General features: G+C 47.5%; 22 protein-coding genes. All 22 read right to left on the bottom strand.

Annotation, left to right across the window (positions count from 1 at the left end):
• Window positions 1-4: 4 nt before the first annotated feature.
• Window positions 5-730 carry a DUF4240 domain-containing protein gene (locus tag LKD46_RS02775; RefSeq protein WP_173773845.1) on the bottom strand — a complete coding sequence of 242 codons (726 nt, stop codon included), beginning with the start codon at window positions 728-730 and terminating at the stop codon, window positions 5-7.
• Between the two features lie 529 nt (window positions 731-1,259).
• Complete coding sequence (locus LKD46_RS02770; protein WP_227573773.1) at window positions 1,260-1,754, bottom strand: DUF3846 domain-containing protein; 495 nt, start codon at window positions 1,752-1,754, stop codon at window positions 1,260-1,262.
• 56 nt (window positions 1,755-1,810) lie between these two features.
• Window positions 1,811-2,251, bottom strand: a complete 441-nt coding sequence (locus tag LKD46_RS02765; protein ID WP_008400020.1) for an ECF-type sigma factor — start codon at window positions 2,249-2,251, stop codon at window positions 1,811-1,813.
• 272 nt (window positions 2,252-2,523) lie between these two features.
• Window positions 2,524-3,243: a winged helix-turn-helix transcriptional regulator gene (locus LKD46_RS02760; RefSeq protein ID WP_006428314.1), complete on the bottom strand. Its 720-nt coding sequence runs from the start codon at window positions 3,241-3,243 to the stop codon at window positions 2,524-2,526.
• 30 nt (window positions 3,244-3,273) lie between these two features.
• Window positions 3,274-3,690 carry a metal-dependent transcriptional regulator gene (locus LKD46_RS02755; RefSeq protein ID WP_006428313.1) on the bottom strand — a complete coding sequence of 139 codons (417 nt, stop codon included), beginning with the start codon at window positions 3,688-3,690 and terminating at the stop codon, window positions 3,274-3,276.
• 18 nt (window positions 3,691-3,708) lie between these two features.
• Complete coding sequence (locus tag LKD46_RS02750; RefSeq protein ID WP_148462904.1) at window positions 3,709-5,457, bottom strand: ABC transporter ATP-binding protein; 1,749 nt, start codon at window positions 5,455-5,457, stop codon at window positions 3,709-3,711.
• Window positions 5,458-7,242: an ABC transporter ATP-binding protein gene (locus tag LKD46_RS02745; protein WP_227573772.1), complete on the bottom strand. Its 1,785-nt coding sequence runs from the start codon at window positions 7,240-7,242 to the stop codon at window positions 5,458-5,460.
• Between the two features lie 16 nt (window positions 7,243-7,258).
• Window positions 7,259-8,725 carry an ABC transporter ATP-binding protein gene (locus LKD46_RS02740; RefSeq protein ID WP_227573771.1) on the bottom strand — a complete coding sequence of 489 codons (1,467 nt, stop codon included), beginning with the start codon at window positions 8,723-8,725 and terminating at the stop codon, window positions 7,259-7,261.
• A 2-nt stretch (window positions 8,726-8,727) separates the two neighbouring features.
• Window positions 8,728-9,501, bottom strand: a complete 774-nt coding sequence (locus tag LKD46_RS02735) for an energy-coupling factor transporter transmembrane component T family protein (protein ID WP_227573770.1) — start codon at window positions 9,499-9,501, stop codon at window positions 8,728-8,730.
• Window positions 9,502-9,614: 113 nt separating this feature from the next.
• Window positions 9,615-10,217: an MptD family putative ECF transporter S component gene (locus LKD46_RS02730; RefSeq protein ID WP_227573769.1), complete on the bottom strand. Its 603-nt coding sequence runs from the start codon at window positions 10,215-10,217 to the stop codon at window positions 9,615-9,617.
• A 146-nt stretch (window positions 10,218-10,363) separates the two neighbouring features.
• Window positions 10,364-11,329, bottom strand: a complete 966-nt coding sequence (locus tag LKD46_RS02725; protein ID WP_055056950.1) for a helix-turn-helix domain-containing protein — start codon at window positions 11,327-11,329, stop codon at window positions 10,364-10,366.
• Between the two features lie 114 nt (window positions 11,330-11,443).
• On the bottom strand, window positions 11,444-13,435 hold the full coding sequence (locus tag LKD46_RS02720) for a lysozyme family protein (protein ID WP_227573768.1): 1,992 nt from the start codon (window positions 13,433-13,435) through the stop codon (window positions 11,444-11,446).
• A 31-nt stretch (window positions 13,436-13,466) separates the two neighbouring features.
• Window positions 13,467-15,797 carry a VirB4-like conjugal transfer ATPase, CD1110 family gene (locus tag LKD46_RS02715; RefSeq protein WP_331465958.1) on the bottom strand — a complete coding sequence of 777 codons (2,331 nt, stop codon included), beginning with the start codon at window positions 15,795-15,797 and terminating at the stop codon, window positions 13,467-13,469.
• Entirely contained in the window at window positions 15,790-16,224 is a 435-nt protein-coding gene (locus tag LKD46_RS02710) for a PrgI family protein (protein WP_055056947.1), read from the bottom strand. Before LKD46_RS02710 ends, LKD46_RS02715 begins: the two co-directional genes overlap by 8 nt.
• Before the next feature lie 8 nt (window positions 16,225-16,232).
• Window positions 16,233-16,670, bottom strand: a complete 438-nt coding sequence (locus LKD46_RS02705; protein ID WP_015513380.1) for a DUF4313 domain-containing protein — start codon at window positions 16,668-16,670, stop codon at window positions 16,233-16,235.
• A gap of 12 nt (window positions 16,671-16,682) precedes the next feature.
• The gene (locus LKD46_RS02700) at window positions 16,683-17,522 is read right to left on the bottom strand and encodes a VirB6/TrbL-like conjugal transfer protein, CD1112 family (RefSeq protein WP_173906683.1); all 840 of its coding nucleotides are present in this window, start codon (window positions 17,520-17,522) and stop codon (window positions 16,683-16,685) included.
• A 74-nt stretch (window positions 17,523-17,596) separates the two neighbouring features.
• The gene (locus LKD46_RS02695; protein WP_008400039.1) at window positions 17,597-17,971 is read right to left on the bottom strand and encodes a hypothetical protein; all 375 of its coding nucleotides are present in this window, start codon (window positions 17,969-17,971) and stop codon (window positions 17,597-17,599) included.
• On the bottom strand, window positions 17,971-19,704 hold the full coding sequence (locus tag LKD46_RS02690) for a VirD4-like conjugal transfer protein, CD1115 family (protein WP_055056943.1): 1,734 nt from the start codon (window positions 19,702-19,704) through the stop codon (window positions 17,971-17,973). The genes LKD46_RS02695 and LKD46_RS02690 overlap by 1 nt, the downstream gene beginning before the upstream one ends.
• A 23-nt stretch (window positions 19,705-19,727) precedes the next feature.
• Window positions 19,728-19,979, bottom strand: coding sequence for a DUF4314 domain-containing protein (locus LKD46_RS02685; RefSeq protein WP_015513377.1), 252 nt, complete (start codon window positions 19,977-19,979; stop codon window positions 19,728-19,730).
• A gap of 30 nt (window positions 19,980-20,009) precedes the next feature.
• Window positions 20,010-20,324: a hypothetical protein gene (locus tag LKD46_RS02680; protein WP_015513376.1), complete on the bottom strand. Its 315-nt coding sequence runs from the start codon at window positions 20,322-20,324 to the stop codon at window positions 20,010-20,012.
• 96 nt (window positions 20,325-20,420) lie between these two features.
• Window positions 20,421-21,359: an ArdC-like ssDNA-binding domain-containing protein gene (locus LKD46_RS02675; protein ID WP_055057446.1), complete on the bottom strand. Its 939-nt coding sequence runs from the start codon at window positions 21,357-21,359 to the stop codon at window positions 20,421-20,423.
• 3 nt (window positions 21,360-21,362) lie between these two features.
• Complete coding sequence (locus tag LKD46_RS02670; RefSeq protein ID WP_215634685.1) at window positions 21,363-22,202, bottom strand: PcfB family protein; 840 nt, start codon at window positions 22,200-22,202, stop codon at window positions 21,363-21,365.
• Window positions 22,203-22,205 lie beyond the last annotated feature (3 nt).

Here is a 22,205-nt window from a genome sequence, read left to right as displayed (position 1 = left end):
AAGCTTATCTTACCGTACCCTTACGGACGAGTCTGGTCGCTTCCGGTGTATTCTGTCCCTGTTCCTGCATTTTCTTTATGGCAGCATTCCCTCTTGCCATCATCCTTCGGATATCCGTCCGGGAAACATTCCATGTCCTTACTTTCTGAGGAGCTTTCCTTACCTGCTCGGACAAATGGCATTCACAGAGTTTCGGATATACCACCATTGCTTCCGGTAATTCCAGCGGATACTCGATCATGGGATGGTACACAATATCCCGGATCACCTGCTCATAACATTCCATCTGCATTCTTGCCGTACTGTCCTGATAGATATTTTTCCCTTTCATGGCACTGTAGACCTGCGATGAGATGTATCCCAACGCTTCAAAACTACAGTACCCATACGGAGTCACGCCGGAAAGGGAATCCGGATCTTTTAAGGCATTCAGATAAACTTCTTTTCCCTGGGCGATCAGCCACATCCGAAAATCGGAAAAACTGTCATCACTGCACCCTGCTTCCATCATAATACCTGCCGCTGTCCATAAGCCGTACTTATAAGCCGCATCCCGGTAACTGTAAACAAGATTGTGGAATTGCAGGACATCTTCCGGTGTCATATAGAAAAGCTGCTGTTTAATCCATACTGCTGAAGCATCCAGATCAGTACCACAGACTTCCTTTGCCTTTTCAATCAGATTCCAGAATTGATCCTTGCTCATTCCACTTCTTTTTGTTTCTTGCATCTTTTCTCTCCCCTTGATGTGACGTTAATACCACAGGAATGCGGCTGTAGTTTCCCACAGCCGCATGGTATCTGATATCAACGACACACTTCTTCATTGATTTCTGTTATTTTATCTTGTTGTTCCGCATTTAACCTCGCACCCCCGGAACCATCCCTGCTTTTCTTCTGGGAAAGGGGACACTACAGGCGGGCGGCTGGCCTGCCGCCTCTCACAGATGTCCTGAGGGTCTTTCTGATTACAACCCGGAGTCCATCTTCCGCTCTTTGGCTGGTAACGTGTATCATTATCCCCCGTCCGTGATCCTGGCGAAAGGCTGCCACCGCCTTATTCACAGCTATGCTTCCTCGCTCCAAGTCTAAGAATCTTTACCCTATACTTAATCATGGCGCTCATGCTGTCACGCTTCTACGGTTGGGAACGTACCTGTAGTGCCGATATTCACTTGCCAAAGAACAGCCGAGGGATGTCCCTCTGCTTACTAGCCGATGGCAGTGTATATTTTTATTCATCCTACAGAAAAATTTTTTTATCTTGCATCCCCGGATCTTTTTTTCTTCTTTGCCGGATGCTTCTGCTGTGCATCGTTCTTCTGGCTTTTCTTCTGTTCTTTTTGTTCCTGCGGCGGCATCTTCATCACATGGAGTTCTCCGTTAAACAGAGTAAAAATTTCCGGTGACTGATATTTTTCTTTAAACTTTTCAATCTGCTCCGGTGTCAGCGAAGTAAAATCATCTTCTGTCAGCCCTACCACAAGGAAAGTTCCGGCTATGGCATCATAAATCTGTCCGTGGTCATCATATAACGCCCGATTCAGTGGCAATCCCTCAAATTTTCCATTACCGTTTAAAAGGATTCCAACTTCATCTTCAAACGGATAGGTCATTTCAATGTCACCGCCTACTGCCTGCTGCAGATTCTCCAGCTCATTCGGGATGCTTTTGACATAAGGTGCTTTCATCGGCTCAACTACCAGTACCGTCATCATTTCTTCCTGCATTTCGGACACTTCTTTCTCATCCATCGTATCAATCCTCCTGTCTGTTCGTTCTAATAGTCAGCCGATGAGAACCTTTTGTTTTATTCAAATTTCATGGACTTTTTGATCTTTTCCCTTAATCTCCGCAGTCTTGTATAAACCGTCTGCTCCGGCAGTTCCATGTGATGACTGATCTCTTTTGGTGCATATCCCATCATCTTCAGGACAATCATCTGAAGAGTTTTCTTATCAGTTGATAACAGGATCTGAAGCAGTTCTTCGTTCTCCACGGTATCCAGCAGAGCTTCCACGCTCTCCGGCTGGGATTCTTTCGTTTCTTTTTCTTCCAGGAGCAGTTCCATACAGTCCAGAAGCGAGGTCTGGTGTTCCCGGAATCTCCGCTCTGCATTGAAATCGTCCCAGTCATACTCCCGAAGCTTCTGGATCGTCTCTTCATCCACGCCCTGTTCACGCAGGATCTTCTCTTCCTCTGCTTTCCACTGGTTCCATCTATATTCTTCTTTTGCTTTATTGTAAGCCACTTATGTTTTCCTCCGATCTGAATTTTTGCGAAATCAAATCGGAGTGTGGCGGTGCTCTGGTCCGTTCTTCCTGTCTACAGGAATGTCCGGCATTTCTGCTGTCTCCCTGCAAACACGGATCTCCTTTGTAATCATATCTTTACAAAGGCACAGTGTATCGGATGCACCTGTCAGTTAACGGTCAGAAAACTGTCAATTGACGGTCAGTTTTTATCACCTTCTTTCCAGAATAAGTAAAATAAGACGAACAATCTTTTTACGGATCATTCGCCTTACTGTTGTTCGTTTTCTTTATTCAATTCAAATTTGTAACCTATATCCCTGACACTGACGATACAATTCCCAGCACCATCTTCAACAACATTCAGCTTTTTTCTCAGTCGCTTTACCAGACACCAGATGATATTTTTAATATCACCAACAGGATAATCTTTCCAGACAAGCTGGTAAATCTGTTCAAACGTGTATACTCTCATCGGTGTCGCCGCTAATAAGTATAAAAAATTATATTCTTGTCGTGTTAAATGTAACGCTACATCATTCCAAAATACTTTATGTTTCTTATGATCCATTACAAGTTTTCCCTTATTAATCATCGTTTCGGATTGCTTTTGAGTTATTTTTTGTTTATTGTTTCGTCGTGCCAATGAAAAAATCTGCAGATCTACTTCTTCTATAGTGCTATTTATATCCATTACACAATCTGCACCAGCGTATATTAATTCTTTTTTCCATGACATACACAATAAAGAAGATGCATCCGTCAAAATAATAATTGGTATCTGCGTTATCTTTCTAATAGCAGATATAATATTACTTATGTTCTCTTTATAAACGATTACTCCTATTACAAGCATATCATAAGAAAATAAACTCAAATTATGCAGTAAAATTTGTAGATTTTCTGCATAATCTGAGTTTATCTCATTGAATAGTTTTCGATATGATTGATTGTCAAAATATGCTAATATCTTGTATTTTGTGTCTTTCATATTTAATCTATTTTAGCAAAGCAACATTTTCTACTTCTTCACAGGAAAATCATCAAATGTATTGTCAATTTTTTGTGAAGCAATCTCTCTCATCGCATGCTCTTTCAGTTTTTGAAAACTTTCATCACTGACTGCATGTTCCATGCGACAAGCATCAACTTCTGCAATTTGTGGATTAACTCCAACGGATATAAGTTGATGAGTAAAAAAACAATGGCGTTCGTAAATTTTTTCAGCCACATCCCAGCCAAGGTCGGTCAGGTGTATATAATGGTTTTCGTCTGTTGTCAAAAAGCCACCCTCTCGTAAAGTTCCTACTGCGTAACATACGCTGGGTTTTGAAACTTCCATGTACCGGGCAACATCCACAGAGCGCACCATACCGAGCTTCTTTTGGAGTATAAGCACGGCCTCCAAATAATCCTCTCCGGCAGTATGAAGTTTCATAGGCAGCTCCTTTCGCCATTAAGCAAGACTCCATCCAGCCGCACTCTTTCGGATATTGACAAAATCCTGATAGATACCGGGCTGTTTCAAAAGTTCCTCATGGTTTCCTTGCTGTGCAATCTGGCCGTTGTCTATAACTAAAATCTGATCAGCAGTTTGGATCGTATTCAGACGATGAGCAATTACAAGCAGGGTCTTTCCCTTCACCAATTCGGAAATAGCTTCCTGAATATAGCTTTCATTGTCTGTATCCACACTTGCGGTAGCTTCGTCCAAAATGACGATAGGCGCGTCTTTCAGGATACAGCGGGCAATCGAAATGCGCTGCTTTTCGCCCCCAGAGAGTGTCGCACCGCCTTCGCCAACCACCGTTTTGAACCCATCAGGCAGAGCCATAATGAAATCATAGCAGCGGGCTTTTCTGGCAGCCTCATAAACTTCTTCTTCCGTAGCATCCGGTTTTCCCATACTGATATTGTTGTAAATGGTGTCCTGAAACAGATACACACGCTGGAATACCATGCTGATCTGATCCATCAATTCCGACAGAGGTACATTGCGAATATCCACGCCCCTTATCGTCACATTGCCAGATTTTACATCCCAAAGTCGCGCCAGCAAGTTTGCAATGGTGGACTTACCACTACCGGATGGCCCAACCAGTGCTGTCATAGAATTTTTCTTCATGGCAAAACTGATATGATGCAGAACCTCTTTGTCCTGATAAGCAAATGTAACATCGTTGAACTGGACTTCTGGCTGTCCTGGCTGTGCCTGAGCTGGAATATGCTGCTTGCCATTGTCGGAAAGTTCTGGTTCGTCCAGTACCGCTTCAATGCGATCAAGGGCAGCGTTCATAACGGTCAGTCTGGATGCTTCTCCATAGAGAGCCTTCAACGGGCCAAAAAGATCAAATACAAACAGCAGAACACCCAACACATAAGCCAAAGAAAGCACACCGCTCTGTTCCAACACAATAGACAGACCGAAAATTGCCGCAATACCAATACCATAAAGGATATTCAGCCCCATTGTCCACGGGGTCATTTTCTGTTCAAAGTCAAGCGATGTATTTCTGGAACGCTTGAAATTGCCGGACAGTTCTTCGGATTTTTCTCCAAGCAGGTTATAGCTCTTAATAACACCAATGCCCTCCACAAAAGACAGCACCGCATCGGTCAGCCGTTCGCTCTGCTCCTGACGGCCTGCTGCTTCTCGCAGGGAAACTTTGTTCATCCCCTTAGATACCAGCCATGCCAAAATAGTAACTATCAAGGCAATCAAGCCAAGCTGCCAATTCAGATAAAACATGAACGCCAGCAAAACCAACGAGGATAGCAGATAGCTCATCATGTTTCCCAGCGTACTCATAGCAACTTCTTCAATGAACACCATGTCGGTACTGAGGACTGAACTGATCTTGCCAATATTGCCGGAAGTGAAGTATCCCATTGGAAGTTTCCTCAGATGGCCGCCCAATTCGATACGCTTGTCGGCAAACATCAAATATCCCGCTGCACTTTGCAGGCTGTCACTAAGATAGTGGACGAACATCTGAACCAGCACAATAGCGACAAGGCCAAGTCCCACATAAAGACAAGTCTGCCCGGTAATTGTCTTATTTGCAAATCCACTCAAAACCACAAAGGCCAGAAAAATCGGCATTTTGGACAGAATGGATTCCAGAAACGCACAAACAAATGCGCCCTGAATACGGCTCTTATAATGGTCGGAAAGTTTCAATATTCTTGAAAACAAAGCAAACATTTATTTCCCCTCCTTTGCAGTATGTACTTTCCACTCGGCGCTGTCCTGTGCCGCTTTCCACAACTTTTGATATTCTGGGCAGGACTGGATCAGCTCCTGATGTTTGCCCGTTGCAACCAGCTTTCCGTGATCCATAACACAAATCTGATCTGCGTTCATAATGGCTGGTAATTTGTGCGCGATAACCACAAGGGTCTTACCTTTTACAAGCTCTGCAATGGCAGCTTCCATCTTTTCCTCATTTTCGGGATCGGCATAGGCAGTTGCCTCGTCAAGCACCACAATAGGAGCATCTTTTAAGATTGCCCTTGCCAGAGAAATACGCTGGCGCTGACCGCCGGAGAGCATTTTTCCTGCATCACCAGCCATCGAATGAATACCCTGCGGAAGTTTCTCAAGGAACTCCATACACTGAGCTTTCTTTGCAGCCTCCACCACTTCTTCATCCGTTGCGTTCAGCCGACCAAGCCGAATGTTTTCGAGCAGAGAGGTGTTGAACAGGTATTGATCCTGCGCCACATAGGAAATACGGCTGTTGAGTGCTTCAAGGCTCATATCGCATAATTTCTGCCCACCGATGGAAATACTGCCTTTCTGTGGGTCATAATAGTGAATCAGCAGTTTCGCTAATGTACTCTTGCCGGAGCCAGATTCACCAACAAGGGCTGTTTTCTGTCCAGCTTTTGCCGTAAAGGAAATGTCATGGAGAACTTCATCCTCAATTACAACAGGCTTTCCATCCGGGCCGGGCTGTGTGGTCTGATAAGCGAAAGAAACATGGTCATAAGTAATGGTGTCATCTTTCCCGTAGAACGCATCTTCTGTCTGCTGGAGCTCTGGCGCATCCAACACCTGCTCCAATGCAGAAATTTTATAGTTGAGCTGGGGCATGGTAGGCAGGAAACCGAGAGATTTCAGCAGTGGCATACCAATACTTAAAGAAAGACACAGTACCAAGATCAAATTAGGCAGAGTAGACCAGCCAGAGAGAACGAACCATGCGCCAACAGGCAAAGTCAAAATAATGGTGCATGGAAGCAGACTGCTGTAAATTGCCATCCACGGCCACGCCGCCTTGTACCACGCCAGAGTATAGTCCCGATAATCTGATACATCTTTGCGGAACCGCTCATAGGAATCTGCGTCCTTATTGAATACCTTGACAACTTCCATACCGTTAATGTACTCAATAATGGTATTGTTCATCTTCTGTCCGGCCATGTAGTAAGGCCCCATTTTCTTCATGCCGACGGAATACATCGTCATCATGGCAATCAGACTGATCGGAATAGATGCCAGCGACAGAAGCGCCAGTTTCCAATCCACAAAGAACATTGCCACATAAACCGCAATAGGGATCATCAGATTTGCAATTCCCTCCGGCATGGAGTGAGCCAGTAAAACTTCCAGACTGTCTACATCATCCACGAACAGCTTTTTGACTGTGCCGGTGCCTTTATCCTGAATGACACCGAGGGGCAGCTTTTCAAACCGTTTTTGAAGTGCCGTTCGCAGACGGAGCAGCGTGTCATAAGCGGCTTTGTGAGAAAGATTCAGTCCCCAGCCATAGAAAAGGGCTTGCAGCACCAGACACGCCAAGACAAGAGCCACGCGCGAAATGATAAAGGATGCTCCAATAGATTCACCCATGACCAGCGGCGCTATCACCTGATAAGCCAACACAAAGGGCAGGACACCCATCAGGACGCTGACCAGCACGATGGCCGTTGCTGCATAAAGCCCCTTCTTATGAGGTCCTGCATACTCAAATACTTTTTGAAACATAATTCCAACCTCCTTATCAGTTAAAATATTTTTCGGACAGCGTTTTCAAAATTTCTGGTGAAAGCCTTTGATTTTGAATATCCCCGTCATCATCCAACTGAACCACCTCCGTACAGGTACGAACAATAAATTCAAAATCGTGTGACACCACAAACACGATCACACCAGAGCTTGAAAGTTGTTCGATCAGTTTGCTGACACGCACCATAGAATCGTAGTCCAAACCACTGGTAGGCTCGTCAAAGTAGATCACTGGGCTGCCCTTTACGATTGCCGCACCGATAGTAACCCTCTGCTTTTGACCACCTGAAAGGGATGCCGGATGCCGTTCACGGTAATCTGACAGTTCCAGTGCTTTCAGCGTTTCATCCACTTTTTCTTTGCAATCATCCTTCATACCAAGGGATAGTTCTTCCTCCACACTGCTGGCAAAAAGCTGATAATCCGTATCTTGCATGACAAGATAGGAAAGTGCCCGCCGCTGGCGTGGTGTAAGTTTTTTACCGTCAAAGCAGACCTCGCCACGCTGCTGCTTTAGCAGACCCGTTAGAATAGATAAGAGGGTTGTTTTTCCGGCTCCGTTATGGCCCAGAATACCGATCACATCTCCTGCATGAACTTCAAAGCTGACATTGTGGAAAATATCCGGCCCTTTCTTGTAGGCAAAACTTAAATTGTGAACTTCCAGCCGATGTGTCTCGTCCTTTGTATGTGGCTTTTCCTGATAATGTTCTGCATCGCGTTCCGGGTATGCTGTCCGCAGACCATAAGAAATTCGTGTTTCTTCGGGCAAAGAGCAAAACTGTTCCCCTGTGAACTCATGCTCAATTTTTCCGTTCTGAATCAAAAAGGCTCTATCAATCAGATCGCGCAAATAATAAAAACGATGCTCTACCACAAAAATTGTGTATCCAGCGTGTTTCAGTTTTCCCATAATTTCTGCCAACCGTTTGGTAGCGGCATAGTCCAGATTGGCCGATGGTTCATCAAAAATATATACTTTTGGCCCCAGCGCATAGACAGAACCGATTGCGATCTGTTGCTTCTCCCCGCTGGATAAAGCAAAGATACTTCTGTTTAAGTAATCTACCAATTCCAACTCTTTCGCCGCTTTTGCAATACGGTCAATCGTTTCCTCGCGTGGCAGTCCGAGATTTTCGCAGCCGAAAGCCAATTCCCGCGTGGTATCCGTCATAAAGAACTGAGAGCGTGGATCTTGGAATACCGTTCCAACCTGTCCTGCCAATTCAGACGGCTTCATTTCCAGCAGCGAATGGCCATCCATGAGCAGATCGCCTTGGATTTCTCCGGGATAAAAGTGCGGAATCAGACCATTGAGTGAACGGATCAGGGTTGTTTTGCCGCAGCCACTTCGCCCAGTCAAAAGAATAAATTCTCCTGTCTGTACGGTCATATCAATGCCACGGAGGGTAAAGTCTTTGCTTTCTTCATAACGAAAGCTAAAATTCTGAAATGAGATCATCGTCACACCCTCCATAAAATGATTTCCCCGATTTTAGTCTGGTCAATAAACAGCAACCCGACCAAAAAGAGGATACCCAACAGTGATACCACAATTTCCCGCCACGAAAAACGGATTGGCCGCAGCGCGTATCGTTTGCACTCCAACTCCAGACCGCGTGTTGTGCCGGATGCTGCCAGTTCATCAGTGACTTTCAAGCACCGCATCAGCAGAGGTATCAAAATGTATTCTATGGTTGCTAACGGATGGGATACCCGTTTCCACACGGTATCACTGATACCGCGAATATCCATTGTGCTTCGGATTTGTCGGTATTCAATCCGTAAAGTAGGGATATATCGGAACATAACAACAAGGGGGATTGTAACTGCCTGGGGCAGCCGCATCCGTTGAAGTGCCACCATTAAGTCATCCATGTATGTAGTTCGCAATATCCAAAGTCCCATCATCATGATAGGGATCAATTTTAAGACCGTCACGCCGAACACACTCATAATCACACTTAAAACCGGAACTTGAACATAACGGAGCAGAGCATTGAGATAAGCAACAACAATATATGTCACTATCATTTTAGCAGCCCATTTTCCACCGTTACCCAAGGCAATAAACAGCCCATACACCAGCATGAGCGCGAGACTGACAACTTCTCCGGCCAGAAAATAACTGACAAAACCAATGCAGACCAAAAGAAGTATCTTGCAGCGTGGGTCGAGGAGCGCAGAGCCATGTAGAGGCTGACGCTCAATTATTTGTTTAATTTGTGCTTCTTCCATTCAAATGTCTCCCTATAAAAATCAAAGCGCGGGACTGTTCTCAGCCCCACGCTCTGAAGTCAGGCAGCCCGCTGGCCTGTATTACCAGATAAAGTTTCAGGGGGCTGATCCTGTTATTTTACTGAAACAAGTCCAGCTTTGATAAAGTGTTTTTTCAATGCTTTCTGACCGATAAAGCCACCAATCAGACCGCCCACCAATCCTGCAGCGACAATGACTACCAGCATGGGAACGGAAGTAATGCTCAACATCCCCTGAATGTACTCCGGGGCAATATTGTTTTTCTCCATTGCTCCGACAAATGCGCTTTGAAGAAATTTGATAGGGCAGATAGCACTAAAAGCAAAAATAGCACTGAACAGCGCATAGGCTGCCATCATGGACTTCATTGTAATTTCATTCCGGCTCATAACCAGGAAATCGCAGATGACACCGCCAATTATCAAACCGATAGGAATGAACCAGAAAGCACCCACCAGCAGAAACAGGATAGCCTGAATTGCGGCGCAAATGGTAAACACGCCTTTCTTCGGTACCTTAGCCAGTAGAAGCATCATAACGATACCATTCGGGATTGCAACAACGGATGGGTAAAATACATTTGTTACTGGGCCAGCCACGCTCATAATGGTGCTGATAATCATGCAAATAATCCACATGAGGGCCGTTAAAACACCGATGAGAATAAAATCTTTCGCATTTAACTTTTGTTTCATAATACTTATTCCTCCTCCCTTTATTTGGAAAATAAAAAATGCGATGTAGTTAATCTTCTCTAACCACATCGCAAATTGTACCAATTTTCGTCGTTACATCCAACCCAAACTCGATTTCATTCTACCCAAAATCGGTATTTTTAGGTTTAGCCAATCGTATTTTCATCTTTATAATTCTTGGGTATTACCCCATATTTCTTTTTGAATGCAGCCGCAAAGTTGCTTGGTTTTGAATATCCAACCAGCATCGCGATCTGACTTACGTTCAAGTCACTTTCCAAAAGAAGCCCCGCAGCCTTTTCCAGTCTTTGATCTATAATATATGCGTGAACCGATGTTCCAAATAAAGAATTAAATCCTTTCGTCAGTTTAGAAACACTGATATTTACCTTTTTCGCCAATTCCTCACAGCTTGGTGCAAAAGCAAGCTGACTGTCAATAATCCTTTTTGCTTCGGTAATCGAATCCCTGTCACTTTTGGAAATGCTAATATGATTCGATGAAAGAATACTGAGTTCCAATACTTCACTTAAATATACAGACAGCAATTCAAAAACTTTACTTTCCAAGAATAGATACCCTAAACCACCTCGGTATTGCGTAAAATCTTTTACCTCCGCAAAAATGTGCTCCATATACGGGGTAACGCTCACTTTTGAAATCCCTGTCAGTAATTTCTTTTCATAAGCGTTTATTTCACTATCTTCAAAGTAGTCATTCAAAATTTTGTGAAAATATGGCATGGGAATTTTTATATTCTTAAAAAGGAAATCTTTCTTCCCAGAATAACACAAATATTCCATTTTACCATGTCCCCGATAAATGCAGGATTCGCCTTTCTGGATGCTGACACTTTGACGTGCATCTGCAATATTCCACGATACGCCATCATTGAAGCAGAATAAAAGTTGAATATAATCTTCGCAGCTTACACCCTGCACATTCATATCTGAAAAATAGTTCATTTTCCAGTCTGATACAACAGCTCCTTGCTTTGTAACAACTTGCGAAATCTGACCTGTTCCCATATCAGCCGGAATATCTATTGTCACTGTCTGTGGAGAGTTGGAGAGCAGATCATGATACAGCTTCGTCATATATTGGTTTGTCATCGTGCGCCCTCCTTTTCTAGTTAGTTGAAGCTAATCACATAATACTTTATATTTGTTTTTTAGTCAAGGTAATCTAAACTATTGACTACTCTCTAAGAGTCAACATATTAATTTTCAAAGTATGCCGTATCCCATGATCGTTCCGTTATTGATATCATAGCTTCTCTTGTTCACGGCATCACTGGAGTTTCCCTCTACCGTATATACGGTACTTCCCTCAGTTTTCTCCACGATTCCCACATGGTCTGAGGTTCCGTCCCCGTTCCAGTCAAAGAAGATCAGGGTTCCGGGTGCTGGCGAGTATCCTCTGCTCTTCCATTTCCCCTTGCTCTGGAACCATGCGATTCCGTCATCGCACAGGGAGAACTTCGGCATCTTGCCGCTCTCGATCAGTCCTGCCTGATCCCCACACCAGCTGGCAAAGCAGGCACACCACGCCACATGGTTGTCAAATCCATACCATGACCAGAACTTCTGGCCTCCTTCATTTCCAAGCTGGGTAAGTGCCACGGATACGATCTGGCCGTTGCCTCCAAACAAGCCGGCAAACAATCCGCCGCTGGAATAATACCGCAGAACGTGAGGGACGTATTCTGGATCACCATAGGCACTCCAGCCATGCGAAGCAGCCTGCTCATTGGAAAACTGCAGGGCATTTTCTGCACTGTAGCCGCCATATTTCTGAATCGCCCACGTTATGTACCCGTTTCCGTAGTTATACCCTTGCAGGGACAGCTTCAGCTTGTCCATGTCCTGTGGGCTGGTGCATCCGGCTTCTCTTAGGCAGTCCGCATAATACTGGATTCCTACCTGTATGGAGTAGTCCGCATCCTGGATGGCATTCGGGCTGTTGGAATACCGGGTGTTGTATGGGCACTCACTGCTCTGCATGGGATCGGTCCCCCGGCCGCCAGATTCCTGCATCATGATTGCCTGTATCACGGAAACGTATTCGGGGATTCCATACTGGTTGGCGTATTTCTGGATGGCTGCCGTATAGGAAAGTACTTCCTGGCTGAGTGCTTCGTTGCTCTCTGAGCTTCCAGAGAATGCCGCACCGCCAATGATCCCGACCATGATAACCAGAAGCAGAACCATGACCGCTCCGGCCGCTCCCAGTGCAGCTATCATGGACTGCACGGTTTTCGCTGCCACTTCCACGGCGGCCCTAGCTGCCTTGAATGTATTCTCCCCTGCCCTTGCCGTTTTCTGTATCCGACGGATTCCATCAGAAGTCTGCAAAGCTGCTTTCTTCGCCGCCTGTTTCGCTGCCCTTCGTTCCATCTGCTTCTGCATCCGGGTTGTCAGGGCATTGGAACTGGCTACACGGAGCTTCTGCTCTGGCTGGATGCTAATCTTCGCAGATGGAGGGGCGGTCTTAATAGTACGCCGCTGTATGGTCTTCGGCTCCAACTGTTTCCGTGGCTTTTCCTTGATCCGGATGGTTTCCGGCTGTTTCTGGCGGATGGCATTCTGTCTTGCAGTATCTGCGGCTGCCTTTTTCCGGCTCTGGTCTCGGATGGAGAACTGCTTCGTTCCTGATAGTTCCTGTCCATTCTGGATTCTCGGTGTCTCTCTGGCTACCCGAATCTTCTGTTCTTTTGTTTTGACAGCATCTGAAACCGCCTTTTGCCGCTTGGCTTTCTGGATCTGGACATCTTTGATCTGTGCTTCCTGAGCTTCCCGGCTTTTAATCTTCACGTTCTCAGATGTCTGTTCCCGGTTCTTTTGCTCTGGTGCTTCCCGACTGACCGGATCGGGAGCCTGTGTGTCCCCTGTTCCTCTGGCGGCTTCTTCCTCCGCTTCTTTTCTGCCAGCGGCTCTCAGTTTGATCTTCTCGTAGGAAGTCTGTGCTGCTGTCTTTCCGGCGCTGGTTACAGTTCTGCCAGACTTTCTGGCAGCCCATTCCTCTGCGAATGCGACTTTTCCACTGGCATACTCGGATGGGGACTGTTCCTCCATGTCATTATCCCTGGCATTTGCGATGGTCTGGGACTTTTCCTTGCTCTCCAGTATGGCCGTCCGCATCAGCTCCTTCGGGATTCTGGAGGCAGGATTTTTAGTCTTTGGTTTTGTTGTGACTTCTTTGGTTTTGATATCCTTCATCTCTCACCTCCAGTCCCGGTCTGTACTGCTCTTACGCTTCGCCCGGCTTGGTCGTCATCAGACGGTACAGCTTTGTATTTCTTGGGAACGAATTTTCAAACGGCACCAGATTCCCGGAGCAGCGGATCAGTCCGTGGCCGGCACCCACATTGGTGATGTAGGATAACTGATTGTCCGAGATATTCAGAAGTGCCGCAAGCTCGTCCCGGTCGGTGGTTGCCTGATTCAAAAGGATCAGGAACTCACTGTTTGCCAGCATCAGGCGGGCGGTATCGGATTTCAGAAGTTCCTCTACATTCTGGGTAAGCCCGGTCACAAATCCCGAATACTTACGGATACGCTTGTACAGGCGGTAGAAAAAGTCTGCACTGTATTCATAGCGGAACAGCAGATAAAACTCATCCGCAAAGATCCATGTCGTTTTTCCCTTCTTCCAGTTCTGGATCACACGGTTAAAAATGGAATCCAGTGTGACCAACATTCCAAGTGGCATCAGCTGTTCGCCCAGCTCCCGGATGTCATAATCGATGATACGGCTCTTCGTATTGACATTGGTTTCCTGGGCAAAGGTGTTCAGGCTTCCGTTAATAAACAGTTCCGAAGACAATGCCAGCCCTCTGGCTTCTTCCTCCAGCTGGAGCATGAGCTGTCGGTACAGATCCTTTAGGGTCGGCACCTGCCCTTGGTATCCGCCCCTCATATAATCCCGGTACACGTCTGCGGTGCAGCGGTCGAGAATGGATTTCTCCTTTGCCGAAAGGTTCCCGGCTCCTACGAGCTGCTCAAACAGGGACAGGATGAATTCGGACTTTTCAATCAGAGGGTTACGGTCATTTCCATAGGCGGAGTCCATGTCCAGTGCATTCAGATGGGTATCGGACGTTGCCGAGATCCGGATGACCTCGCCGTTTAAGGCTTCCACTAGTGAAGCAAACTCGGACTCCGGATCGAGGATAAGGATGTCATCTTCCGTGGAAAGGGCAAGGTCTACGATCTCTTCTTTTGCCGAGAAACTTTTTCCAGAACCGCTGACTCCCAGTCGGAAGGAATTTCCATTTAACAGCTTTCTTCGGTCTGCCACCAGCATATTTTTGCTGACTGCATTCTGCCCATAATAAATGCCGCCCGGCTGCATGATCTCCTGTGTATGGAACGGAATCAAGACGGCAGTGGACTCTGTGGTAAGGGTACGCACCGCATCGATCTTCCGCAGACCATACGGCAGGACGGTATTCAGTCCATCGACCTGTTGCCATTTCAGGGTTGCCATCTGGCAGAGGTGTTTTCTTGCAATGGAATACAGGGTTTCCGTATCAGAATCCAGTTGTTTCTTGCTTTCTGCCATATGTACCATTGTCAGGATACCGAACATCATCCTCTGGTCCCTGGTAGTCAAGTCGTCCAGCATCTCCTTGGTTTCTTTTCTCTGAAGCTCCATATCATAGGGAACCACGGCGGAAAAATTATTGTTTGCATTCTGGCGTCTCTGCCAGTTCGTTACGTTGGTCTCTACGCCCAGCAGTCGATTCTGGATCTCACGCACTGCTTCATCTGTTGGTACCGGGATGATGTCAATAGACAGCATCAGATTCCTGCCAAGGCTGCACAGTTCGGAGATCATCTCGTCTTTCACATAGCTGGCGTAATCTTCCATAAAAAGAACTCTGCCGTACTGCTCGCCCAGCTTGAAATGGTCGTTGTGGAACTCCATCGTGTCCGGGCAGATCCAGTCCTTGAAGCTGTGTCCCTTTTTCGCAAAGGCTTTCATGTCAAACGGAAAGCTCTGCGGAACGTCTGCCTTGAAAAAGTCCCGGAAGATCTGGATCCTCTGTTCTGCATCCAGCTCTTCCCCGATGGAGGACAGCTTGGCCAGATGGGTGATGATATCCGTTCCCACACGGGCAAAGTATGTCCTGGCTTCATCGATGTTCTTCTTGTGGACGCTGACGGTCAGATAGCGTTCCTGGTAAATGCTGTTGTTGGTACCGGAGATCTTGGAAAGGAGCATATCGTTATACTCTTTCCGGTACTCGTCCAGTCCATCTCCTTTCATTGGAATCAGCAGGGACTGCTCAAACTCTTCCTTGTTGATCTTACGGTTGTTCAGGGTAATCTTCGCCGTACAGCCGGAATCCAGTGCATTTAAAAGTTCGGAGTAGTCCAGGAACATCTCTGTCTTATCCGCTTTGCTGGCAATGGAATAGTTGATATCCGTAAACCGGAATGTCCGGGAATACTTGCTCTCCACCTGAAAAATACCGTCCGGCCAGATCTTGCGGATCGGGATCGCCTGCTGGACAGACCTCGGTACTTTGAATTTTTCTTTGTCCTGTTTCAGTGTCTGACTCAAGGTTTTAATCAAAGGCATCACCCCTTCCTCCTGGCTTCTTTGGTTTCTTCTGTTTCGTCCGCTTCTTCTCCAGAAGCTCCGCTCCGTTTCCCATCATCTTTTCACCCAGCCGCAGGCTCTCTTCCATGCAGGAAAAGTACAGGTTCTCCGACTTGAATACCAGCCTTTTCGGATACAGCAGTTCAGATTTGATGACTGCCCATGCAAACTGTTCTGCCGTCATGCCGTGGTAACGGAAAAAGCCGCAGGCTGCAAAGGGAGCCGCCCCAAGCACGCACAGCCATCCGGTTACCTGTTCCCCGGCATATTTCCGGGTGAGGAAATAAATACCAAGGGCTGCCAGAATCGCCAGTACCGAAAATAGGCACTGCCGGAAACTTAAGCCCCAGAACATTGACTCCTGATAGTCTCGGATTTCTTTATTCATTTTCACTTCCATGTTGTTTTCTACCTTTCTCTTTGTAATCTCTGTTTTTTCTTTTGTTTCTGTTTTGGTACATCCCTTTGCCGGATGCCATTTCTTTCCATAAATCTTTTTGTTCCTTCCGGATCAAGCTCTGCCAGTTTTTTCAGGTCGAATGCAACCCTCTGGAAAATGCAGTAACCGGAGGATGCGGTATCCGGCTGTATCGTTCCCAGCTTATGCTGCTTTATAAAACGAAGCTTTTCTTTGCTGAAATTGTGGTCGATATAGGCTTCATTGATACCGCCCAGCGGAGCAAAAGGCAGGTTTACCGTAAGGTCTGCAAAGCTTTCCGGGTATCCATCTTCCATATGGTAAAGCCCGATATAGAGATTGTCATCGCTCATGTAACTGTCTACCCTGAGAAATAATTCCTCCCGGCCATACTGCCAGTCGTAGCTCAGTGTCTTTGGTTCTTCCATTTTTTTCGCCTCCTATAATCCCATGATTTCTTTTACGATCCGGTCGGATGCCTTGACTGCCCCGACAAGTACAAGCAGGTTAAAGACCAGTTCCCCGACATAATTCCAGACAATGGTCACGGCGGACAGGCTGGTGTCCCCGATGGCCGGCGGACTTGCCGCAAATACCGAAAAGATGATGCAGGCCAGTGCGATGATGGCTCCTTCCAAACATACTCCGGCATAGGAACGGATAAAGTTCTTTCCTACAGACTGGGTTGGCTCCCCAGCAAAGGTTGCCAGCGGAATCGGTGCGATGGCCGTGTACATGTACAGCTTGAACATTCTTCCATATACGGTCAGGATCATTACAAAGGAAAGCACGGTAATTAGCAGACTGCCTAACAGGGTTACGATCCACAATGGGATGGATTCCAGCATCCCGACCGCTTCGATCTTGTCCACGATCTCCGAGGGCAGTTCCGTTACGGTTCCCCCTGCCATCCCAGAGTGGGACATGATGTTTGTCACGATGCCCTGCACAATGGAAAAGATCGCAGTCAGAAGCTCCATGCCGGACATAACGGCTCCCTGTGCCAGTGCAAAACGGATAAAGGCTTTCACTACGTGTTCCGGCTTTTTCATATCCGTGAAGCTCCCACAGGTTTTTACCAGCCCTGCCGCAAAGAACAGAACCAGCAGGCCGTACCCGATGGCTTTCAGTCCACCGTTGATGTTCGTCATCACGCTCCAGATTGCCCCGCCCTTGAAATTCTCCGGGCTTTGCGTCAGCAGTGTCCAGATTTCAGCCAGCTTGTCGCTCCAGGTCTGCAAGGCAGAATTTAGATTCTGTACGATCCAGTTATCACTCAAACAGTTTCACCTCCCATCCTCAAAAGTGAGCAGGGAGCCGGCATTTCGCATGGCTCCCCTTCTGGACTCTTCTCCTATCCCATGATCAGGTCCAGGATCTCTTTTGCAAAGGTAATGATGATACCGCCTGCCAGTGTCAGAAATCCGTTTGCCCTCTGGCTTGGATCGTGGCTCTTTAAGGACAGACCGACCTGCACGATACCAAATCCCAGCAGGATCAGGCCAATGGCGCGGATCAGGGAAAAGATAAACGTGGACAGGTTATTGACTACGGTCAGCGGATCGCCTGCGGCATAAACGCAGGTCGCCCCAATGCAGATCGACAGTACCATGACTGCATACAGAGCAAACAGTTTCTTCTGCCCTCTCTTCATCTTCAGCGGTGCGGTCTCTTTCCTGATTTCTGTGTGTTTCTTATTTTTCAGTAAATTCATTGGCATTCCTCCCATCAAAAAAGCTCCCCGATGATGTCCTCATCCAGAAGCAGTTCGTAATCGTCATATCTTGTTTCGTCAAATGTAAAATCGTCATGCGCCAGCGGTGCTTTCGCATAATTGAACGGGCCGGCACCTCCGTCCTCGGTATACCGGATGTTGGGATGCTTCATCAGGTCATACTTGGCATCCAGTATGGGCCGCTCCCCGCGGATAAACAGAAGTGCATTCTGGTTATCCAGCATACGGACTTCATCCGGCTGTAACAGCTCCCTTCCGCTCTGCTGGAAGTTGGTGGAGTAGCTGCCGGATTTTCCTTTGGTCTGCCCGTAGGTGTTGGTGTCTATGGTTTCTTTCCCCAGTAATTCTGATACATATTTGTGTGTCTCTTTTTCATTGCCGCCCAGGTACAAAAACTCATCGCAGTTGCCCACCAGACTTTCCCAGGAGTCCTTGAACAGAGCCTTTAGCTGGCTCATGTTCTGGATGATGATGCTGCAGTAAATGGAACGGGAACGGCAGGTTGCCAGGATCTTCTCAAACTCATTTGGCAGGGATACGTTTGGAAACTCATCCATGATGCAGTTGACCGGAACCGGGAGGGCACCGCCATGCACACGATCTGCCATGTAATAAAGCGTCTGGAAAAGCTGGCTGTAGATCATGCCTACCAGATAATTCAAAGAGGTGTCTGCATCCGGGATACAGCAGAAAAGGGCAACTTTTCTTTCTCCCATGCTGGAAAGATCCAGTTCATCAGTATTGGTCAGCTTGGCGATCTGCGGCAGATTGAAGGCTGCCAGCCGGACACCTACACTGATCAGGATGGACTTGGCGGTCTTTCCTGCCGCCTGCTTGTAAATGTGATACTGCTTGACGGCAATGCTGTCCGGGTCCCGCATCTCCAGACGGTCAAACAAAATGTCCAGAGGGGACTCGTAGTCCTCGTCCTCTTCTTTTACCTGTGCCGAGCCTAACATCTCCATGATCATGGCGAAGTTCTGTTCTTCCGGCGGAGCTTCGTGGAGCAGATACAGCATCAGTGCCTGAAGCAGTGCGGTTTCGCTCTTCTCCCAGAAGGGATCAGAGGACTGGGAACCTTTGGGTGTGGTGTTTTGTATCAGATTGGAAATAAGACGAAGCACGTCTTTGTCATCGTGGACATACTCGAATGGATTGTAGCAAAAAGATGTGTCGGGATTGATGAGGTCAAAGACACGCACCTCATATCCTTTCTTTTCCAGCAGACCGCCTGTCTTTCGGAGCAGCTCGGCTTTCGGATCGGTGATGACCATCGAACAGCAGCACTGCATGATGTTTGGCAGGGCAAAGCCTCTGGATTTTCCTGCACCGGAGCCTCCCACTACGAGAATGTTGAGACATCTGCGGTGCTTGTGGGTGTCAAGGCTAATGCGGAAGTTCTGTGTCAGCAGGATGTTCTGGGAGTACGGCTTCTGGCTATATTTCTTACAGATCTGCCGGGCATCGCCCCATCTAGCAGAGCCATGTTCTTCCCCTCTGCGGTAGTTCTTCTGACTGGAATAAAAAATGCCGATCCCGGCTGCGTAAAGTAACGTGCAGACCAGCATCGACTTGATGGTATATTCCGTATAATGAAACTGGAAGGGATGGTTCAGCTTTTCTGTGAGAACCTCCATCAGCTCGAAAAGATTCCTGCCCGGCTGGATGGCATCCGCAAGCAGGATTGCTACCCACCAGATGACAGGCAGTCCGGCAAGCCAAATCACCCAGTCTGACTTCCGGCTGTTTGTTACCGGGATGGCTGCTGTTTGGGCCTCTCTGCTCTTGGCAGGTCCGTAATGTGGAAGCTGTCCACTCCCGGAACGAGGGCAAGGCTGCTTCCATTCTCCCAGTTTACGTGGATCTGCCCTGCATCGTCTACCATATCCACCTTACCTTTTAAGCCGGGTGGCATGTGGCTCTCCCCCTCCATGCTGTTAAGCGTGACCTCGGTTCCCGGCGGATATCTTCTCCGCATGGCTTCTATTCTTTCTTGTGTCATATTTCTGTATATTTGTACCACATCCTTTCTTCATCTTCCCCTTCCACGGTATGGGCGGTATCTGGATTTCATGATCTTTAACAGGACGCTGTCGATCCCATCGGAATAGCGTCCGTTTTTCAGGTATGTGTCCCGGAGCTGGTTTAAGGCTTCCACGGATTTGCTGTGTTCGGCTTCTGTCAGGTAGAGCTTTCCCTCTTCCTGCTCTGCCAGCTTCAGAACCAGATCCCGTGTGGTATCCACCGGAAGCCCCTGTTCTTTTTCCTGCCGGAACACTTCCCGGAGTGCATGGATCAGCATGTGGTTCATGATCCGGTCCATCTTTACATATCGCATTCTTGTCATAGGCGAGCCTCCTTTTTTCCTCTTTTTTCTCAACCACAACATACCACACTTCCTCCCGGAAAGCTACTGCAAAAGAGCCGGAAAAGCCCCTTTTTATCAGCGTTCCGGGGACTTTTTACTCTTGGCAGGTTTCTCCGTTTTTTCCTCCGGGATGGCAAATTCATCGGTCATAAATTCCTGCTCGCTTTTGCCAAGGTTGCGGTCTACCTGCTTGCCAATGGAATAGGCTGCACTCTTTACATCCTGGATAAAGGAGCGGAGTTCTTTCGGATCTTTCTGTCCGAATGCCTGCATCTGGCATACCTTGTCAAAGGAAAAACCGGAGACATCCACGCCGTATTTCTGTGCTGTCACATACGCCGCACAATAGGCCTGTGCCGATACCCCTGCCCGGCTGTAGCTTCCATCGTGATGGTCAAGGGATGCACAGGCCAGCTCCCGGCTGATGGAATGGAACGTTGCATTTTCGCTCATGCCATTTCGGACATAGATCGTCCGCTTGTTCGGGATGTACTGTGCCTGTACCTTATCCGGCAGATTGTCTGCGATCTGAATCCGTACCTCGCTGTCGGTCAGCAGTGCTTCCATCAGCTGGTCCATCGGCTTTGGCTCTGCCTCTTCTGGCTGCTTGGTACGGATCTGGCTGATGTCATAGGCTTTCTGGATGGAGTACCCCTGCTGGATGACACCGTCCTTTTCATATTCCTGTCCGACAATAAAGTTGTATCCCTTGCTTCCGGTCTTGACTACCTTGCCTTCTTCCTTCCATTTTTCAAAGGTCTTGACCTGCCGGATCTCCGGATTCTGTGCATAAAGCAGGAACAGGTTGTCTGTCCTCTGCGGCTTGCACTGTCCCATAAAATCAAGGAATCCTTTTAAGGAGTCCCCATTCTGGAAGACCTCCTGTGCCTTTCCATCGATCATACCCCAGATTTCTTCCCTCTCCTGCTTTTTCTGTGCGGCGTATTCCTCTTTCGATAACCGCTGGGTGGACGGTTCCTGTGTGTCCTGCCCTAAAAATTTTGTCAGGTCCATCTTCTACCTCGCTTTCACCTTTCGTTTATTTCTTGCTTTCTTCTGCGTTTTCTTTGGTCCACGGTTCTTTTCCCGGCTCCGCTTCTGGGATTCCTCTGCTTTCTCCCGTTTGATGTTCTCCAGCTCCCGGCGGACACTGGGACGTTCCGGTTCCCTTGGCTTTGCTCCATCAGTCCCGTTTTCCTGCCCGGTAGAAATATTTCTGCTGTGCAAGGAAGAGCCGGACAGATTCTCTTCCCCCTCTTCCTGCACCGGGATAAAATTTTCCAGTTCAGAAAACTCCTTTTCGGGGTGGTTCTGATTCTTTTCCCCTTCCGAAAAATCCATATCACCGACCTGGAATGCTTCGTCCAGATCGCTGATCTCGAACTGCACCTCACCCTCCGGCATCTGTACGGTTTCCTGTACTGCTTCGGTTTCCGGTGCTTCCATTCCGGCAGTTACCTCATGGACAGCTTCCCCGACTTCGCTTCTTACAAAATCAAGGTTCATCTTATCCATGACACGGTTGACTTTGGCTGCGTCATCGGCAAAGACCATGACCTCGCTCATCTCCGGGTTCTTTTTATCCCGGATGATCACATAGAGCAGTCCCCGTTTCCTGCCCTCACTGCAGAATTCTCTCAGGCGGTCGGACGGCACGGTAAAGAACTTCAATGGCTTGTTCTCCTTTAACATCCGCACCATCCGGGTTCTGCCCCTCGTTTTCTTCTGGTCTTTTAATACGGCGGCAACAAATACCGCCAGATGCTTTGCCAGCGTACCCGAAAGCCTGAGCCCGTGGTCCACGCCGTCCAGCGAATACCGGACGATCTGGTCCGCCGCATCGCCTCCATAATTCATATC

It is taken from the genome of Blautia fusiformis, assembly GCF_020686995.1.
Classification (GTDB): domain Bacteria; phylum Bacillota; class Clostridia; order Lachnospirales; family Lachnospiraceae; genus Blautia_A; species Blautia_A fusiformis.
Note: the sequence above shows the minus strand (reverse complement) of the source record. Positions and strands in the feature narration are given on the sequence as shown.

What these genes read in the sequence shown, in the direction of transcription:
- LKD46_RS02775 (WP_173773845.1), bottom strand. Translation starts at nt 730, where the DNA reads ATGCAAGAAACAAAAAGAAGTGGAATGAGCAAGGATCAATTCTGGAAT.
- LKD46_RS02770 (WP_227573773.1), bottom strand. Translation starts at nt 1,754, where the DNA reads ATGGATGAGAAAGAAGTGTCCGAAATGCAGGAAGAAATGATGACGGTA.
- LKD46_RS02760 (WP_006428314.1), bottom strand. Translation starts at nt 3,243, where the DNA reads ATGAAAGACACAAAATACAAGATATTAGCATATTTTGACAATCAATCA.
- LKD46_RS02755 (WP_006428313.1), bottom strand. Translation starts at nt 3,690, where the DNA reads ATGAAACTTCATACTGCCGGAGAGGATTATTTGGAGGCCGTGCTTATA.
- LKD46_RS02750 (WP_148462904.1), bottom strand. Translation starts at nt 5,457, where the DNA reads ATGTTTGCTTTGTTTTCAAGAATATTGAAACTTTCCGACCATTATAAG.
- LKD46_RS02745 (WP_227573772.1), bottom strand. Translation starts at nt 7,242, where the DNA reads ATGTTTCAAAAAGTATTTGAGTATGCAGGACCTCATAAGAAGGGGCTT.
- LKD46_RS02740 (WP_227573771.1), bottom strand. Translation starts at nt 8,725, where the DNA reads ATGATCTCATTTCAGAATTTTAGCTTTCGTTATGAAGAAAGCAAAGAC.
- LKD46_RS02735 (WP_227573770.1), bottom strand. Translation starts at nt 9,501, where the DNA reads ATGGAAGAAGCACAAATTAAACAAATAATTGAGCGTCAGCCTCTACAT.
- LKD46_RS02730 (WP_227573769.1), bottom strand. Translation starts at nt 10,217, where the DNA reads ATGAAACAAAAGTTAAATGCGAAAGATTTTATTCTCATCGGTGTTTTA.
- LKD46_RS02725 (WP_055056950.1), bottom strand. Translation starts at nt 11,329, where the DNA reads ATGACAAACCAATATATGACGAAGCTGTATCATGATCTGCTCTCCAAC.
- LKD46_RS02720 (WP_227573768.1), bottom strand. Translation starts at nt 13,435, where the DNA reads ATGAAGGATATCAAAACCAAAGAAGTCACAACAAAACCAAAGACTAAA.
- LKD46_RS02710 (WP_055056947.1), bottom strand. Translation starts at nt 16,224, where the DNA reads ATGGAAGTGAAAATGAATAAAGAAATCCGAGACTATCAGGAGTCAATG.
- LKD46_RS02705 (WP_015513380.1), bottom strand. Translation starts at nt 16,670, where the DNA reads ATGGAAGAACCAAAGACACTGAGCTACGACTGGCAGTATGGCCGGGAG.
- LKD46_RS02695 (WP_008400039.1), bottom strand. Translation starts at nt 17,971, where the DNA reads ATGGGAGGAATGCCAATGAATTTACTGAAAAATAAGAAACACACAGAA.
- LKD46_RS02685 (WP_015513377.1), bottom strand. Translation starts at nt 19,979, where the DNA reads ATGACACAAGAAAGAATAGAAGCCATGCGGAGAAGATATCCGCCGGGA.
- LKD46_RS02680 (WP_015513376.1), bottom strand. Translation starts at nt 20,324, where the DNA reads ATGACAAGAATGCGATATGTAAAGATGGACCGGATCATGAACCACATG.
- LKD46_RS02675 (WP_055057446.1), bottom strand. Translation starts at nt 21,359, where the DNA reads ATGGACCTGACAAAATTTTTAGGGCAGGACACACAGGAACCGTCCACC.
- LKD46_RS02670 (WP_215634685.1), bottom strand. Translation starts at nt 22,202, where the DNA reads ATGAATTATGGAGGCGATGCGGCGGACCAGATCGTCCGGTATTCGCTG.